14 protein-coding genes are annotated in these 14,860 nt (G+C 68.2%); 10 read left to right on the forward strand and 4 right to left on the reverse strand.

Annotated elements, in window-relative coordinates:
• Positions 1-43: 43 nt before the first annotated feature.
• Positions 44-784: a thioredoxin family protein gene (locus Q0379_RS04495; RefSeq protein WP_299004821.1), complete on the reverse strand. Its 741-nt coding sequence runs from the start codon at positions 782-784 to the stop codon at positions 44-46.
• Between the two features lie 64 nt (positions 785-848).
• Between Q0379_RS04495 and Q0379_RS04500 the strand changes: the two genes are divergently transcribed.
• A complete protein-coding gene (locus Q0379_RS04500) occupies positions 849-1,292 on the forward strand; it encodes a MarR family transcriptional regulator (RefSeq protein ID WP_066681462.1) in 444 nt (147 codons plus the stop codon).
• Here the strand turns inward: Q0379_RS04500 and Q0379_RS04505 are convergent.
• Entirely contained in the window at positions 1,289-2,053 is a 765-nt protein-coding gene (locus tag Q0379_RS04505; RefSeq protein ID WP_299004825.1) for a TOBE domain-containing protein, read from the reverse strand. The two genes, Q0379_RS04500 and Q0379_RS04505, sit on opposite strands and share 4 nt — an antisense overlap.
• Before the next feature lie 70 nt (positions 2,054-2,123).
• On the opposite strand from Q0379_RS04505, the gene modA reads away from it, so the two are divergent.
• Entirely contained in the window at positions 2,124-2,882 is a 759-nt protein-coding gene (gene modA, locus Q0379_RS04510) for a molybdate ABC transporter substrate-binding protein (protein ID WP_299004827.1), read from the forward strand.
• Positions 2,883-2,884: 2 nt separating this feature from the next.
• Positions 2,885-3,559: a molybdate ABC transporter permease subunit gene (gene modB, locus Q0379_RS04515; protein WP_299004830.1), complete on the forward strand. Its 675-nt coding sequence runs from the start codon at positions 2,885-2,887 to the stop codon at positions 3,557-3,559.
• A gap of 179 nt (positions 3,560-3,738) precedes the next feature.
• On the opposite strand, the gene Q0379_RS04520 is transcribed toward modB, so the two are convergent.
• A complete protein-coding gene (locus Q0379_RS04520; protein WP_299004833.1) occupies positions 3,739-4,371 on the reverse strand; it encodes a TetR/AcrR family transcriptional regulator in 633 nt (210 codons plus the stop codon).
• 165 nt (positions 4,372-4,536) lie between these two features.
• On the opposite strand from Q0379_RS04520, the gene Q0379_RS04525 reads away from it, so the two are divergent.
• The 5 genes from Q0379_RS04525 (at position 4,537) to Q0379_RS04545 (ending at position 12,914) form a co-directional block, all read left to right on the forward strand.
• A complete protein-coding gene (locus Q0379_RS04525) occupies positions 4,537-4,713 on the forward strand; it encodes a hypothetical protein (protein ID WP_299004836.1) in 177 nt (58 codons plus the stop codon).
• A 45-nt stretch (positions 4,714-4,758) separates the two neighbouring features.
• Entirely contained in the window at positions 4,759-5,922 is a 1,164-nt protein-coding gene (locus Q0379_RS04530; RefSeq protein WP_299004839.1) for an efflux RND transporter periplasmic adaptor subunit, read from the forward strand.
• A 99-nt stretch (positions 5,923-6,021) separates the two neighbouring features.
• Positions 6,022-9,198, forward strand: coding sequence for an efflux RND transporter permease subunit (locus Q0379_RS04535; protein WP_299004842.1), 3,177 nt, complete (start codon positions 6,022-6,024; stop codon positions 9,196-9,198).
• Positions 9,198-10,607 (forward strand): efflux transporter outer membrane subunit, encoded by a 1,410-nt coding sequence (locus tag Q0379_RS04540; RefSeq protein WP_299004845.1) that lies wholly within the window; start codon positions 9,198-9,200, stop codon positions 10,605-10,607. Before Q0379_RS04535 ends, Q0379_RS04540 begins: the two co-directional genes overlap by 1 nt.
• Positions 10,608-10,742: 135 nt before the next feature.
• Entirely contained in the window at positions 10,743-12,914 is a 2,172-nt protein-coding gene (locus tag Q0379_RS04545; protein ID WP_299004848.1) for a hypothetical protein, read from the forward strand.
• Here the strand turns inward: Q0379_RS04545 and Q0379_RS04550 are convergent, their stop codons facing one another.
• A complete protein-coding gene (locus Q0379_RS04550; RefSeq protein WP_299004851.1) occupies positions 12,915-13,742 on the reverse strand; it encodes a LytTR family DNA-binding domain-containing protein in 828 nt (275 codons plus the stop codon). It lies immediately after the preceding gene.
• Positions 13,743-13,804: 62 nt separating this feature from the next.
• Here Q0379_RS04550 and Q0379_RS04555 point away from each other — a divergent pair, with 62 nt between their 5' ends.
• Entirely contained in the window at positions 13,805-14,365 is a 561-nt protein-coding gene (locus Q0379_RS04555) for a DUF2306 domain-containing protein (protein ID WP_299004854.1), read from the forward strand.
• A 39-nt stretch (positions 14,366-14,404) separates the two neighbouring features.
• The gene (locus Q0379_RS04560; protein WP_299004856.1) at positions 14,405-14,857 is read left to right on the forward strand and encodes a DUF2141 domain-containing protein; all 453 of its coding nucleotides are present in this window, start codon (positions 14,405-14,407) and stop codon (positions 14,855-14,857) included.
• The last annotated feature ends 3 nt before the right edge of the window (positions 14,858-14,860 follow it).

Genomic DNA, 14,860 nt, shown 5'->3' on the forward strand with positions numbered 1-14,860 from the left:
GCCTCGACGAAGGTGTTCCAGGAACGGATCATGCGTTGGGGCGTCAGGCGGCCGCCCCGCCGCAGCAGGCGGGTTTGGGCTGAGCGTCCTCATACTCGTCGTGGCGGCGAATGAAGTTCATCGTCTCGCCCTCGTTACGCCCCAGCGGCGCGCGATCGAGAAGCATCAGGGTCGCCAGCGCCTCTTCCAGCCCGCGGGCGTAGGTCGAATAGGTGTGGAACACTTGGCCCTCGGCGTCGCGATAGAAGGCCGACAGACCCGGCAGCTCGTCGTGGCCTTGGTCCGCCGGCAGGTCGGTGAAGTTGTAGCGGATCGTCTCTGACGCCAGTTCTGCGGGCGTGAACGAGACATGGAAGTCGCGGTTGAAGTCGCCGCCGTGCGACGACACCCACGGAAACGTCCAGCCCATGCGGCGCTTGTAGGCCTGGATCTTGGCCAGGGGCGCTCGGGACACGGCGACCAGCGTCACGTCGTGGTGGTTCAGGTGCGGCAGCGTCCCGTCGAAATGATCGGCCATGAACGAGCAGCCCTCGCAACCCGCGTCCCAGTCCGGCCCCAGCATGAAGTGGTAGACGAGCAGCTGGCTGCGGCCCTCGAACAACTGGTCCAGGCTCTTGGGGCCCGCCTCGGTGTCGAAGGCGTAGGCCTTGTCCAGCTTCACCCAGGGCAGGGCCATGCGCTCGGCGTTCAGGGCGTCACGGGCGCGGGTATGGGCCTTTTCCTTGACCAGCAGGGCGCGGCGCGCGTCCAGCCATTCCTCGCGGGAAACCACGGCATGCGACATCACGTCCTCCGTAAGCTGAGCTGTTTTCCTTGACTAATAACGTTGATATCAACATAAATTGGGCATGTCAAAGCCGGTCGTGATTCCCTTTGAGACGACGATCCACGTCCGCGACACTTGCCTGTGCCTGCACGTCCAGCGGGCGGCGCGGGCGCTGGCCCGCCGCTTCGACGAGGCTCTGCGACCGTTGGGTCTGACCAACGGCCAGTTCTCGCTGCTGATGTCGCTGAACCGACCCGAGCCCGCCGGCATGGGCGGCGTCGCCAATCTGCTGGCCATGGACCGCACGACCCTGACGGCGGCGCTGAAGCCGCTGGAGCGCCGGGGGCTGCTAACGGTCGCGCCCGATCCCAAGGATGGCCGGGCGCGGGTACTGAGCCTGACCCCGGACGGCCGGGCCTTGCTGGCCCAGGCGCTCCCGATCTGGACCCGCGAACACGGCAAGCTGGACGAGGATCTGGGCGGCGGCGCGGACGACCTTCGCGCGGGCCTGAGGGCGATCGCCTAGTCGACCGCCAGGATCACGTCGGAGGCGGCGATCCGGACTTCCATCTTCGCGCCGACGGGGAGGGACCAGGCCGCGTCCTCCGGCTTCAGGGTCGCCACGAGGGTCTTGCCGGCCGAGAGGCCGATCGTGACCTCGGCGGAGTGGTCGCCCGCCTCGCGGTCGATGATCTCGCCGGCCAGGCGGTTGTCGCCATCGCCCGCGTCCAGCCGGACGAAGCTCGACTTGATCAAGGCGATGGCGGGGCGCCCGGGGGAGAGGGCCAGGTCCTCGACGCTGCGCTGGGTGATCGAGGCGCGGAGGGCAAGGCCCTCGCCCAGCGCCAGGGTGACCAGCGCGGTGACGCCGTCGCCCGCGATGGCCGTGACGACGCCCCGCAGCGCGTTGCGGGCGCTGGTGCGCAGGCCCAGGCTCCAGAGCAGATCGGCGTCGCCCGACAGGTCCGCCTCCAGCCGCGCGAAGGCTGTCCCGACCTCGCGCTCGGCGGCGCGGAAGGCGCGGATGACCGCCTGGCCGCGCGCGGTGACCTGGGCCGCGCCGCCGCTGCGCCCGCCCGGCGCGGCGCTGACCAGGGGCGCGTCGAACAGGTTGTTCAGCGCCTGCACCCCGTCCCAGGCCCCCTTGTAGGAGAGCCCCGCCGCCTTGGCCGCCGCGCTGATCGAGCCCAGGCGCGCGATCGCCTCCAGAAGCGCGATGCGTTCAAGCCCGACGCGGGCCAAGCCGCCACGCTTGAGGATCAGGGAGGCGCTGAAGTCATCCGTCACTGGTCGGCCCGCGTTTCTACCGTTATGTAGTCTGGCTGCATAACCGCAGCGCGAAGACCAGGATTACCAGATGATCGCCCGTCGTCCGATGCTGATCGCCGCCCTGGCCGGCGTTCTGTCGCTGGCGGTTGGCGGTGTGGCCCTCGCCAGCGAGACCAAGGTCGCTGTCGCCGCCAACTTCACCGAGGCGGCCAAGGAGATCGCCGCGCGGTTCAAGGCCAGGACGGGCCACGAGGCGACGCTGAGCTTCGGTTCGTCGGGCCAGTTCTACACCCAGATCGCCAACGGCGCGCCGTACGAGGTCTTCCTGTCGGCCGATGTCGAGCGGCCTCAGAAGGCCGAGGCCGAGGGGCTGGCCGTCCCGGGCTCGCGCTTCACCTACGCCACGGGCCGGCTGGTGCTGTTCAGCAAGACGCCGGGTCTGGTGGACGGGAAGGGCGCGGTGCTGGCCAAGGGCGGGTTCGACAAGCTCGCCATCGCCGACCCGAAGGCCGCCCCCTATGGCCAGGCGGCGGTCGAGGCCCTGACCAAGTTGAAGCTCTACGACGCCCTCAAGCCGAAGATCGTCACCGGCGCCTCGATCACCCAGGCCTTCCAATACGTCCAGACCGGCGCGGCCGAGCTAGGCTTCGTGGCCCTGTCGCAGGTGATCGACGAGAAGGGCGGCTCGCGCTGGATTGTTCCGGCCGCTGACCACACGCCGATCGAGCAGCAGGCGGTGCTGCTGAAGACCGGCCAGAACAGCGCGGCGGCCAAGGCGTTCGTCGCCTTCCTGAAAGGCGGCGAGGCCAAGGCGATCATCAAGCGCTACGGCTACGAGGTCCGCTGAGCATGGGCGAGGTCCTGTGGCTGACGGCGAAGCTGGCGGGGGTCACCACCCTGCTGCTGCTTGTTTTGGCCACGCCGCTGTCCTGGTGGTTGGCGCGCGGGCGCTCGTCGCTGCGCACGGTGGTCATGGCGGTGGTCGCTCTGCCGATCGTGCTGCCGCCGACGGTGCTAGGCTTCTATCTGCTGATCGCGCTGGGGCCGAAGAGCCCGCTGATGGCCCTGCTGGCGCCCTTCGGCGTGCGGACCCTGGCCTTCACCTTCGAGGGCCTCGTTATCGGCTCGCTGATCTATTCGCTGCCGTTCGCGGCGCAGCCGCTACGCAACGCCTTCCTCGCCATCGGCGACGAGCCGCTGGAGGCCGCCGCGACCCTCGGCGCCTCGCCTTGGACGAGCTTTTGGCGTGTGGCCTTGCCGCTGGCCCTGCCGGGCTATGTCGCCGCCGCGATCCTGACCTTCGCCCACACGGTCGGCGAGTTCGGCGTGGTCATGATGCTGGGCGGCAATATCCCCGGCGAGACGACGGTGCTCTCGACCGAGATCTATCGCCTGGTCGAGGGGCTCGAGTGGGGGCAGGCCCACCGCCTGTCCCTGCTGCTGCTGGTCTTCGCGTTCACGGTGCTGCTGGCGCTGCTGGTCTTGGAGAGTCGTTCCAAGATCCTGATGCGTCGCGATGCATGAGCAGCTTCGGTCGCGGCTGACAGGTTAGAACGAAAACACCGTGTCATCCCGGAAGCCTCATAGAGGCTATCCGGGACCCAGGGGGTGAAAGAGCGCCGAGCCCGTGGCCCCTGGGTCCCGGCTCTTCGCGCTACGCGCTGCGGCCGGGATGACACGCTTTTGGAGGTGGGAGTCTCCGATCAGCACCCGTCCAGGTGATACCTAATCAGCGCCCGCGCCGAGCGGGCCACGGCGCGCGAGGGACCGTCCGCGCCGAGGGTGACGCGGGCGGTGTACGAGCCTTCCATCAGCAGCATCAGGGCGTCGGCCAGGTCGTCGTCCTTGGCCCCGGCGCGACGCGCCAGGTCCGTGAGCCGGCGGTGCAGCTCCTTCTTGTAGTTGACCGACACGACCTGGGCCGGGTGGCCCTCCTCGTGCAGCTCGATGGCGGCGTTCGATAGCGGGCAGCCGTGGACGTCCTTGTTGCAGGCCTTGGTCTCGAAGGCGTCGAAGATCGCCTCGAGCTGGGCGCGCGGGTCGGTGCAGCAGACGGCGGTGACACTTTCCCACCAGGCCCAGTATTCGCGCTCCTGCTCGCGCAGGACCTCGGCCACCAGCTCGTCCTTGGACGGGAAGTTGCGATAGAGCGTCATCTTGGTGGCGTCGGCCTCGGCGGCGATCGTCTCGACGCCGACGGCGCGGATGCCGTGCTGATAGAACAGCTCGCGGGCGGTTTCGAAGATCCGGTCACGCGCCGGACGCTTGGACGCGGGCGCGCAAGCCGCCGCTTCCGTATCGCCCACAACCCCGTCCCCAGAATTTCTTGTCGCCATTTTGGCGGACCTCTCCTTGACGTGCGAGTTACCGGTCAGTATCTCTCGCCTGGAGCGATGATACCGAACGGTCTCGTCACATCCTAAATCGTCATTCCGGTCGCCCGGGTCAAGTAACCGTCCCTGCGACATTTGATCCCTTAAACCCCTAAGGAGCGCGCGCCAATGCCCCCGCAAACAAACGTTTACGTTAGCGCGCCGCAAGGCGCCGCCCTGGCCGCTAAGTCCAAGGGTTTCCTGGCCTTCTTCAAGAGCAAGGCCAAAGACGGCCATGACTGGACCACCGTCCGCGCCTTCGGCTCGTCCAAGCGACGGACCGCGCGCCTGCCCGTCCTCGAATAGCCCTCGCGTCTCTCCGTTTCCTCCCCCCGACAGGTTTCTCCCCCCATGCGTCTCCAACCCGTCATCACGTCCTTCGCCGGTCTGGCCGCCGTCGCCGTGCTGGCCGCCTGCTCGGCCCAGGCCAAGCAGGACGCCGCCGCCGCCCCGCCGCCCGCCCAGGTCACCGTCACCGACGTCGCCTTCAAGTCCCTGCGCCAATGGGACGACTTCACCGGCCGCCTCGAGCCGATCGACACCGTCGAGATCCGTCCTCGGGTCTCGGGCTATATCGACGGCGCGCAGTTCGCCGAGGGCGCCCGCGTCCACAAGGGCCAGGTGCTGTTCCAGATCGACCCGCGCCCCTACAAGGCCGAGGCTGATCGCGCCGCCGCCGAGGTGGCCCGCGCCAAGGCCCAGCTCGATCTGGCGGTGGTCAACCGCGAGCGCGGTCGTCGCCTGATCGAGCAGAACGCGCTGGCCCAGAGCGAATTCGATCGTCTCGCCTCGGAAGAGCGCGCGGCCCAGGCCAATCTCTCCGCCGCCCAGGCCGCCCTGCAGACCGCCCGCCTGAACCTGGAATGGACCCGGGTGACCTCGCCGATCGACGGCCGGATCTCCAAGGCCATCATCACGCGCGGCAACCTGGTCACCCAGTCGTCGCTCCTGACGACCGTGGTGTCCGACACCCCGATCTACGCCGAGTTCAACGCCGATGAGCAGACCTTCCTGAAGTACGCCTCGGCCGAGCGCGGCAAGGGCGGGCCGGTCTATATGGGCCTGATGACCGAGGACGGTTATCCGCACGTCGGCAAGCTGGCCTTCATCGACAACGCCCTGGACGCCAAGAGCGGCACCATCGCTGGCCGGGCGATCTTCGCCAACGCCGACGGCCGCTTCACCCCGGGCCTGTTCGCCCGCATCCGCCTGGTCAGCGCCGAGAGCCAGACCGTGGCCCTGGCGCCCGACCGCGCCGTCGCCACGGACCTCGGCAAGCGCTTCGTGGTGGTGGTGAACAAGGCCAACAAGGCCGAGTACCGCCCGGTCGAGATCGGCCCTCTGGCCGGCAACCTGCGCATCATCCGCTCGGGCCTGAAGCCCGGCGACCGGGTGATCGTCGGCGGCCTGCAGAAGGTCAAGCCGGGCGACACCGTCGCGCCGGTGCCGGTCAAGACCGACAAGGCCGACCTGGACCAACTGGCCCAGATCGAAAGCCCGATCCGCCAGAACTAGCCGCTTACGCTTCGACGATCCCCCACGCCCGCCTCTTCCCGATCCAGGGAAGGGGCGTGGCCGCACACGTCTCCTCCCCGGAGCTCCAGGACGACCCGCATGTCCTTTTCCAAGTTCTTCGTGAACAGGCCCCGCTTCGCGGCGGTGCTGTCCATCATCATCTTCATCGCCGGCCTGGTGTCGCTGCCCCAGCTGCCGATCAGCGAGTATCCGGAAGTGGTGCCGCCGACCGTGGTCGTGCGCGCGGCCTATCCGGGCGCCAACCCGTCCGTCATCGGCCAGACCGTCGCCGCGCCGCTCGAGCAGGCGATCAACGGCGTCGAGGGCATGATCTACCAGTCGTCCCAGTCGGCCGCCGACGGGGCCATGGTCCTGACCGTGACCTTCGCGCTGGGCACCGACCTGGATAAGGCCCAGGTGCAGGTTCAGAACCGCGTCGCCCAGGCCCTGCCCAAGCTGCCCCAGGAGGTGCAGCGGATCGGCGTCACGACGGACAAGGCCTCGCCCGACCTGACCCTGGTCGTGCACATGATCTCGCCGAACAACCGCTACGACATGCTGTACCTCAGCAACTACGCGCAGCTGAACGTGCGCGATCGGCTGAAGCGCATCGACGGCGTCGGCGACGTGCAGATCTTCGGCGCGGGCTCGTACTCGATGCGCGTGTGGCTGGATCCCGAGAAGCTGGCCGCCCTGTCGATGACGGCCGGCGACGTCGTGCGGGCCCTGCGCGAGCAGAACGTCCAGGTGGCCGCCGGCCAGCTGGGCGCGCCGCCCAACGCCGGCTCGGGCGCCGACTTCCAGCTGTCGATCAACGCGCCTGGCCGCCTGACCGACGAGGAGCAGTTCCGCAACGTCATCATCCGCTCGGGCGAGGACGGCCAGATCACCCGCCTGGGCGACGTCGCCCGCGTGGAGCTGGGCGCCAACAACTACGCCCTGCGCAGCTTGCTCGACAACAAGTCGGCCGTCGCCATGCCGATCTTCCAGCGCCCCGGCTCCAACGCCCTGCAGATGGCGGCCGAGGTCAAGAAGACCATGAAGGAGCTCAAGAAGGAGTTCCCCGAGGGCGTCGACTACGAGATCATCTACGACACCACCGCCTTCGTGCAGGAGAGCATCGACTCGGTGGTCCACACCCTGATCGAGGCGATCATCCTGGTCGTCATCGTGGTGGTGATCTTCCTGCAGGGCTGGCGCGCCTCGGTAATCCCGCTGATCGCCGTGCCCGTCAGTTTGATCGGCACCTTCGCCGTCATGCTGATGCTGGGCTTTGGCCTGAACGCCCTGACCCTGTTCGGCCTGGTGCTGGCCATCGGCATCGTGGTCGACGACGCCATCGTGGTGGTCGAAAACGTCGAGCGGAACATCAGCCTGGGCCTTGCCCCCGCCGACGCCACGCGCAAGGCGATGAGCGAGGTGACCGGGCCGATCATCTCCACGGCCCTGGTGCTCTGCGCGGTGTTCATCCCGACCGCCTTCATCAGCGGCCTGTCGGGTCAGTTCTATCGTCAGTTCGCCCTGACCATCGCCATCTCGACGGTGATCTCGGCCATCAACTCCCTGACCCTGTCGCCCGCCCTGGCCGCGGTGCTCCTGAAGTCGCATGACGCGCCCAAGGACCGCTTCCAGAAGCTGATCGACGCGGCCCTGGGCTGGCTGTTCAACCCGTTCAACCGCTTCTTCGCCAAGGCCTCGAACGGCTATGTCGGCGGCGTCGCCAGGACCCTGGGCCGCTCGACCGCGGGCCTTGTGGTCTATGGCGTGCTGCTGGCCCTGACGGTCTTCGCCTTCGCCAAGACGCCGACCGGCTTCGTGCCGCAGCAGGACAAGGCCTATGTGGTCGCCGTCGTGCAACTGCCCGACGCCGCCTCGCTGGACCGCACCGAAGCGGTGATCCGCCAGATGGGCGAGATCTCCAAGGGTATTCCAGGCGTGAAGAGCTCGGTGGCCTTCCCGGGCCTGTCGGTGAACGGGCTGATCAACAGCCCCAACTCCGGCGCGGTGTTCTACACCCTCACCGACTTCAAGGATCGTCGCGAAAAGGACAAGCAGGCCGGCGCGATCGTGGCGGCCCTGAACCAGAAGTTCGCCGCGATCCCCGACGCCCAGATCGCCGTCTTCCCGCCCCCGTCCGTCCAGGGCCTGGGCACCATCGGCGGCTTCCGGATGCAGATCGTCGACAAGGCGGGCCTGGGTCCGGAGGAGCTGAACAAGGCCACCCAGAACCTGATCGACAAGGCGCGCCAGGACCCGGCCCTGGCGGGGATCTTCTCCAGCTATCAGGTGAGTGTGCCTAAGATCCAGGCCGACATCGATCGCGAGAAGGCTCGGGCCCAGGGCGTGTCCCTGACCGACCTCTTCGAGACCATGCAGGTCTATCTGGGCTCGCTGTACGTCAACGACTTCAACCGCTTCGGGCGGACCTACGAGGTCAACGTGCAGGCCGACCAGCGCTTCCGCCTGCAGCCCGAGCAGATGCTGCGCCTGCAGACCCGCAACGGCGACGGCCAGATGATCCCGCTGGGCGCCTTCGTCAGCTTCCACGAGACCACCGGCCCCGACCGCGAGAGCCACTACAACGGCATGCTGACCGCCGAGATTAACGGCGGCCCCGCGCCCGGCTACTCGACCGGCCAGGCCCAGAAGGCCCTTGAGGATCTGGCCAAGAAGGAGCTGCCCAACGGCATGGGCTTCGAGTGGACCGAGCTGACCTACCAGCAGATCCTGGCGGGCAACACGGCGGTCTTCATCTTCCCGCTCTGCGTGCTGCTGGCCTTCCTGGTGCTGGTCGCCCAGTACGAAAGCTGGAGCCTGCCGCTGGTCGTGATCCTGATCGTCCCGATGACCCTGCTGTCGGCCCTGGCCGGCGTCTGGATCAGCAAAGGCGACAACAACATCTTCACCCAGATCGGCCTGATCGTGCTGGTGGGCCTGGCCTGTAAGAACGCCATCCTGATCGTGGAGTTCGCCAAGGAGCGCGAGGAGCATGGCGACAGCCCGCTCCAGGCGGTTCTTGAGGCCTGCCGCCTGCGCCTGCGGCCGATCCTGATGACCTCGATCGCCTTCATCATGGGGGTCTACCCCCTGGTGGTGTCGCACGGGGCCGGGGCCGAGATGCGCCGCGCCATGGGCGTGGCGGTGTTCTCGGGGATGCTGGGCGTGACGGTCTTCGGTCTGATCCTGACCCCGATCTTCTACTACGTCATCCGTCGCTTCACGGCCCGCAAGGCCGCGGAGAAGACGGCGCTGACCTCGCCTGTGGAGGCGCACTGATGTCTGTCTTCAAGCACACCCTGCGCGCCGCGCTGATCGCCGGCGTATCCCTGACCGCCGCCGCCTGCGCGGTGGGGCCGAACTACAAGACGCCGGCGACCCCGCCGGCGGCCTTTCAGAACGCCGACCCGGCCGTCTTCACCGCCGCCAATCCCGAGGCCCAGTGGTGGAAGGCGTTCGGCGACCCGGTGCTGGACCAGCTGGTCGGCCAGGCCCTGGGCGCCAACCTCGACCTGAAGATCGCCCTGGCCCGCGTCGCCGAGGCCCGCGCCCTGTTCACCGAGCAGAAGCTGGACCTGGCCCCGCACGTCACCGCCGACGGGACCTACACGAAGAGCAAGCAGCAGCAGCCGGGCGTGACCACCGACCGCGTCGAGAGCCAGACCTACCAGGCCGGCTTCGACGCCCGCTGGGAGATCGACCTCTTCGGCCGCGTTCGTCGGGGCGTGGAAGCGGCGGGGGCGGAAGCGGGCGCGGCGCAGGCCGACCTGCGCGACGCTCAGGTCACCGTCGCCGCCGAGGTGGCCCGCAACTATCTCGAGCTACGCGGGGCCCAGGCCCGCCTCAAGGTCGCCCAGCGCAACCTCGAGACCCAGCGCGAGACCCTCCGCCTGACCAAGGTGCGGTTCGACGCGGGCGCCGGCAGCCCGATCGACGTCGCCTCGGCCCAGGCGCGCCTCAACGCCACCGAGTCGGCGATCCCCGGCCTGATCACGGCCGCGACCCGCGCCAACTATCGTCTGGCGGTCCTGACCGGCCAACGGCCCGGAGCGCTGGACGCCCTGCTGGCCCCGCGCTCGGATGACACGCCGCCGCTGGTCGCCGCCTTGCCGATCGGCGAGGCGGGCCAGTTCCTGCGCCGTCGTCCCGATGTCCAAGCCGCCGAGCGTCGCCTGGCGGCGTCGACCGCGCGGGTGGGCGTGGCCACCGCCGACCTCTTCCCGCGCGTCTCGGTGACCGGCTTCGTCGGTTTCCTGTCGGGGACCTCGGCGGGCTTCGGAAACAGCGCCAGTCAGGCGTGGGCCGTGGCCCCGACGGTCAGCTGGCCGGCGCTCGATATCGGCAGCGCCCACGCCCGCCTGCGGGCGGCGCGGGCCCGCGATGACGCGGCCCTGGCGGCCTACGACAAGGCCGTGCTTCTGGCGCTGGAGGACCTGGAAAACGCCCTCGTCTCCTACCGCCAGCAACAGGCCCAGCTGAAGAGCCTGGCCGACCAGGCCGCCGCGTCGCGCCGCGCGGCCGAACTGGCGCGCATCCAGTACCGCGAAGGCGGCATCGACTTCCTCGTCTTGCTGGACGCCGAGCGCACGCTACTGGCCGCCGAGGACGCCCTCACCGTTGCCGAGACCGGCGTCAATACCGACGTGGTGGCGATCTACAAGGCGCTGGGCGGCGGCTGGACCAGCTGATCAGAAACCATAATCCACTCGCGCGTTATTCAACCCGGCCGAGACCTCGGCCGGGTTTCTTTTTTCAGCGGCTACGCTTGCATGTGTACAGCAAATACCATACCCCTATCCGTAGGACATGCCGGAGGTTGAGTTGTGGCTACGCTTCAAGTTCTAGAGTCGGCCTATGCCGATGTCGCTCGGATCAAGTTCGCGAACATTCCCGCGCCGGATCTGGTTAAGCTTCAGGCGCTGGCGGTGCAGGTCGACGCCGCGACCCTGACCTTGTCCGAGGCGCGGGCGGAAATCGGCAAGATGGCGATCGCCTCAACCTCGGTCGCCAACCTTTCCTATGCCTTCTTCACCGGCGCGACCCCGAAGATGGCCGGTCTCGACTATCTGGTGTCGCCGACGGGCGGCAACGCCAACAACCTCAACTCGGCTTACTACACGTCGTTCACCGCCGAGAACCGCTACATCAATTTCTCGGTCAATCTGGGCAAGACGGGCGAAGGCGCGGCCAAGTTCCAAGCCGCCTACGGCGCGCTGGACCTGACCGCCTCGGCGACCAAGGCCTATACGGAGATTTTCGGCTTCGCGCCGGCGGCCGGCAAGATCGACGCCATCCTGAACGACCAGGTGCCCAACGGCCTCGGCGGGACCTACGCCCGCGCCCAGTATTTCGCCAGCTACGGCGGCGATGGCCTGAATGGCCAGGGAACCAAGGCCGCCATGGTCGGCTGGCTGCTAAATGAGGCGGCCAAGGCCGATCTCGGGGTCTACGCCAAGGCCAACGACGCCTTCCTGGCTGATCTGGCGGCCGACGGCCAGGCTTCGTTCAATGTTGACTTGCTGGGCGTCTATGGTCAGCAGCCGACCTTCGCGACCGGCGCAACGATCGCGGTGACCTCCAGCCAGAGCGTCTCGCCCGACGCGGCGACGGCGGGCCTGCGATCGACGGCCGACAACGATACGGTGACGGGGGCCGACAGCAACGCCTCGCAGTCTATCCTGACCGCCGGCGGCCACGACGTCATCACCTTCTCGGGCGCGGTGGGCGGCTATATCGACGGCGGCGATGGTAATGACACCATCACCGTCGGTCAGCTGAACGCCGCCGTCGATGTCCTGGGCGGCGCGCCGAACGGCAAGATCAGCGGCGGCGCCGGCAACGACTTGATCACCATCGGCAAGGTGGTAAACGGCGCGATCATCGACGGCGGCGCGGGCGACGACACGCTCGTGATGGGCGCGGACACCGACCTGTTCGACAAGACCAAGATCACCAATGTCGAGCACCTGGTGCTCAACAATTTCAAGCTGTCGTTCACCCTGCCGAGCACGGGCGAGGTTCAGATCTTTCCGCTCAGCGTGGCGGGCTACGCCGGTCTGCAGGACATTACGCTGCGCTCCTCACACACGACGAAGATCAACGAGATCGCCGACGGCGTGGCCTTGAAGATGGACGGCGTCAGCGGCGCGACGCTGACGGCCAACTATCACACCGATCTGGTGTTCAGCGGCCCGTCCTCGGTCCAATCCGGAGCGAAGGGCGTCCACGCCTATCTGAACGGCGTCACCAGCAATGGCGCGACCAAGAGCAATCTCTACGTCACGGGCAATGACGGCGCGCTGACGCTGCATGTCCAGAGCGACAGCGTGCTGGGGACCATCAACTCCCAGACCGCCACCGGGGATATCAGCACGGTCATTGTCACCGGGATCGGCCGCCTCACCGCCGGCTTTGTCAGCAATGTCAGCGGCGCGGACTATACGACCTACAGCCTGGACGCCTCGGGCTCGGGCGGCGTCGATATCACCGGGATCGGCACGGATGGCCCGGACAGCCGACAGGTCACCGTCGTGTTGTCCAGCTACAACGACAGTGTCGCCGCCGATCTGCGCGGGCAATCAGTCTCCGTCTATACGCTGGGCGCCGGCGCCGACGTCTTCAAACTCTATCAGGATGGCTTCGCCGCGCCGCGCTTCTCGAACCTGGGCGTCGAGAACAACAAGGTGACCACCTATTCCACGATCACCGACTTCGCCAAGGGCGTGGATCAGGTGAACCTCGGCGTCGAGATTCCTTCTGTGGTCACGGGTCTGAGCGCGGGCTCGGCGACGACGCTGGAGCAGGCCCTGATCAACGTCTCGGGCCAGGTGGCGGCCAACGCCACGGGCGTCTTTGAGTACAACGGCGACACCTACATCTACCACCAGGACGCCACGGTCGCGGTCAATGCCGGCGACGGCCTGATCCGCCTTGTCGGCGTCACGGGTCTCAGCGTCGGAACCGGGGCGACCGCCGCCGACATCCACTACGGCTGATCAGAACCAGCCCGCCTCGCGAAGGGCCTTGGCGTAGGCGCGGCTGACCGGCGCCTCGACGCCGCCCTTGAGGGAGAGGACCGCCCGGCCGTCGCCGCGCCGGGCGTCCTCGACCGCGCCCTTGGCCACCCACCACGAGCGGTGGGTCTGGGCGCCTTCTATGCCCTCCAGCTCGGCGATCGCGTCCGAGAGGCGCATCAGCACCAGGTCCTGTCCGCGCGAGGTGTGCAGGCGCAGATAGTGATCCTGGGCCTCGACCGCGTAGAGGTCCGCGCCGCGCAGCTTGGGCGGCAGGCGGTCAAGGAAGCGCGGGGCGGGGGCGCCCTTGGGGGCGGCGTGGGTCTCGATCGGCTGGCGCTGGACCAGGAAGTTGAGGGCCGTCATGGCCGTGGTCATGATGAACACTGGCAAGAGATAGCGCGGCAGGACCTCGAGGCGCAGGCCCCGCGCGAACAGTATCTCGCTGACGAACCAGACGACGCCGGTGAACGGCAGGGTGATTAGGACCACCGTCATCACGCCATAGAGCCAAGGGTGGTTGTCGGCCCGTCCCTCGCGCCCAATCAGCTGGGTGACGCCCGTGCCCACGACCGCGCCGGCCAGGCAGAGGCCGACCCAGTAGGCGAGCCGCATGAGCATCGGCACGTTGTGGGAGCCCATCGCGCCGATCAGCGCGAGAAAGACGCCGGCCCCGCCCGACACGAGATAGCCCCGCACCGCCTCGCGTCCGAACAGCGCCGTTCGCGAAGCGTGAATGGCGTCCGCCAGCCGCTCACGAACCGAGGGCGGCGATTGACGCAAAGACGATTGAGACACGAGGCCGCCCACTCCAACACCGATGTCGACGGCGAGGCGATCGGTCGCCCCGCTCGAACCGGGAGTGAAGGAAGATGGATGCGAAGGCCAAGTCAATCGGTCGCCTGGTGATGAGCGACGACGCCCTGCGGAACGCGATTCTGGGCGTGGGGCTGGCGGTCCTGATCGTGGTGGTCGCCGGACCCAGGATGTTCACCGGAATGGGCGCCTTCCTGGTCGAGCGCGGCGTCCATCCCCATGCGCCCAACCTGTCGCTGCTGGCGGCTCAGCCGCTGGCGATCAAGATCCACCTGACCGCCGCCATCACCGCCCTGCTGATCGGCGTCGCCCTGATGATGCGGGTGAAGGGGACCGGCCTGCACAAGACCCTGGGCTGGACCTGGGTGATCGCCATGGGCGTCACCGCCGTCAGCTCGCTGTTCATCCGCCAGCTGAACCACGGCCACTTCAGCCTCATCCACCTCTTGTCCGGCTGGACGATCGTCGGCCTGCCCGGCGCGGTCTACGCGATCAAGCGCGGCAAGGTCGCCACCCACCGTAAGGCCATGACCGGCATGTTCGTCGGCGGCCTGCTGCTGGCCGGCCTGTTCGCCTTCATCCCCGGCCGCCTGCTCTGGGCGCTGTTCCTGGGCTGAGCCCGCCTTTCCTCACATCGAAATACAAGGAGTCCCGACATGACCCTCTCCAAGACCCTGCCCAAGACCCTGCTCGCCGGCCTCGCCTTCGCCGCCCTGGCGCTCGTCCCGGCCGCCCGCGCCCAGGAGGCCCTCGGCGACCTGACCCTGAGCTTCCCCGGCCTGGCCACCAAGTCCGGCAAGGTGATGATCGCGGTCTATGACAGCGCCCAGGGCTGGGCCGCCGGCAAGGCCGTGCGGGTCGCCGTCGCCAGCGCCTCGGACGCCGAGCCCAGCGCCAAGATCCCCGCCCTGCCGGCCGGGACCTACGCCGTCCGCGCGTTCCAGGACGTCGATGGCGACGGCAAGATGGGCAAGAACCCCTTTGGCCTGCCGACCGAGCCGTACGGCTTCTCGCGCGACGCCATGGGCGCCATGGGCCCGCCGACCTTCGATGACGCCGCCTTCGCGGTGAAGGCCGGCGCCAACGCCCAAGCGCTGCACCTGCACTAAGGA

This window comes from uncultured Caulobacter sp., from assembly GCF_937900395.1.
In the GTDB taxonomy this organism is placed as follows: domain Bacteria; phylum Pseudomonadota; class Alphaproteobacteria; order Caulobacterales; family Caulobacteraceae; genus Caulobacter.

Bases quoted from the DNA above. Each gene is read 5' to 3' on its own strand.
- Q0379_RS04560 (WP_299004856.1), top strand. From the start codon at position 14,405: ATGACCCTCTCCAAGACCCTGCCCAAGACCCTGCTCGCCGGCCTCGCC.
- modA (WP_299004827.1), top strand. From the start codon at position 2,124: ATGATCGCCCGTCGTCCGATGCTGATCGCCGCCCTGGCCGGCGTTCTG.
- Q0379_RS04495 (WP_299004821.1), bottom strand. From the start codon at position 784: ATGTCGCATGCCGTGGTTTCCCGCGAGGAATGGCTGGACGCGCGCCGC.
- Q0379_RS04535 (WP_299004842.1), top strand. From the start codon at position 6,022: ATGTCCTTTTCCAAGTTCTTCGTGAACAGGCCCCGCTTCGCGGCGGTG.
- Q0379_RS04500 (WP_066681462.1), top strand. From the start codon at position 849: ATGTCAAAGCCGGTCGTGATTCCCTTTGAGACGACGATCCACGTCCGC.
- Q0379_RS04540 (WP_299004845.1), top strand. From the start codon at position 9,198: ATGTCTGTCTTCAAGCACACCCTGCGCGCCGCGCTGATCGCCGGCGTA.
- Q0379_RS04520 (WP_299004833.1), bottom strand. From the start codon at position 4,371: ATGGCGACAAGAAATTCTGGGGACGGGGTTGTGGGCGATACGGAAGCG.
- Q0379_RS04530 (WP_299004839.1), top strand. From the start codon at position 4,759: ATGCGTCTCCAACCCGTCATCACGTCCTTCGCCGGTCTGGCCGCCGTC.
- Q0379_RS04525 (WP_299004836.1), top strand. From the start codon at position 4,537: ATGCCCCCGCAAACAAACGTTTACGTTAGCGCGCCGCAAGGCGCCGCC.
- Q0379_RS04555 (WP_299004854.1), top strand. From the start codon at position 13,805: ATGGATGCGAAGGCCAAGTCAATCGGTCGCCTGGTGATGAGCGACGAC.
- modB (WP_299004830.1), top strand. From the start codon at position 2,885: ATGGGCGAGGTCCTGTGGCTGACGGCGAAGCTGGCGGGGGTCACCACC.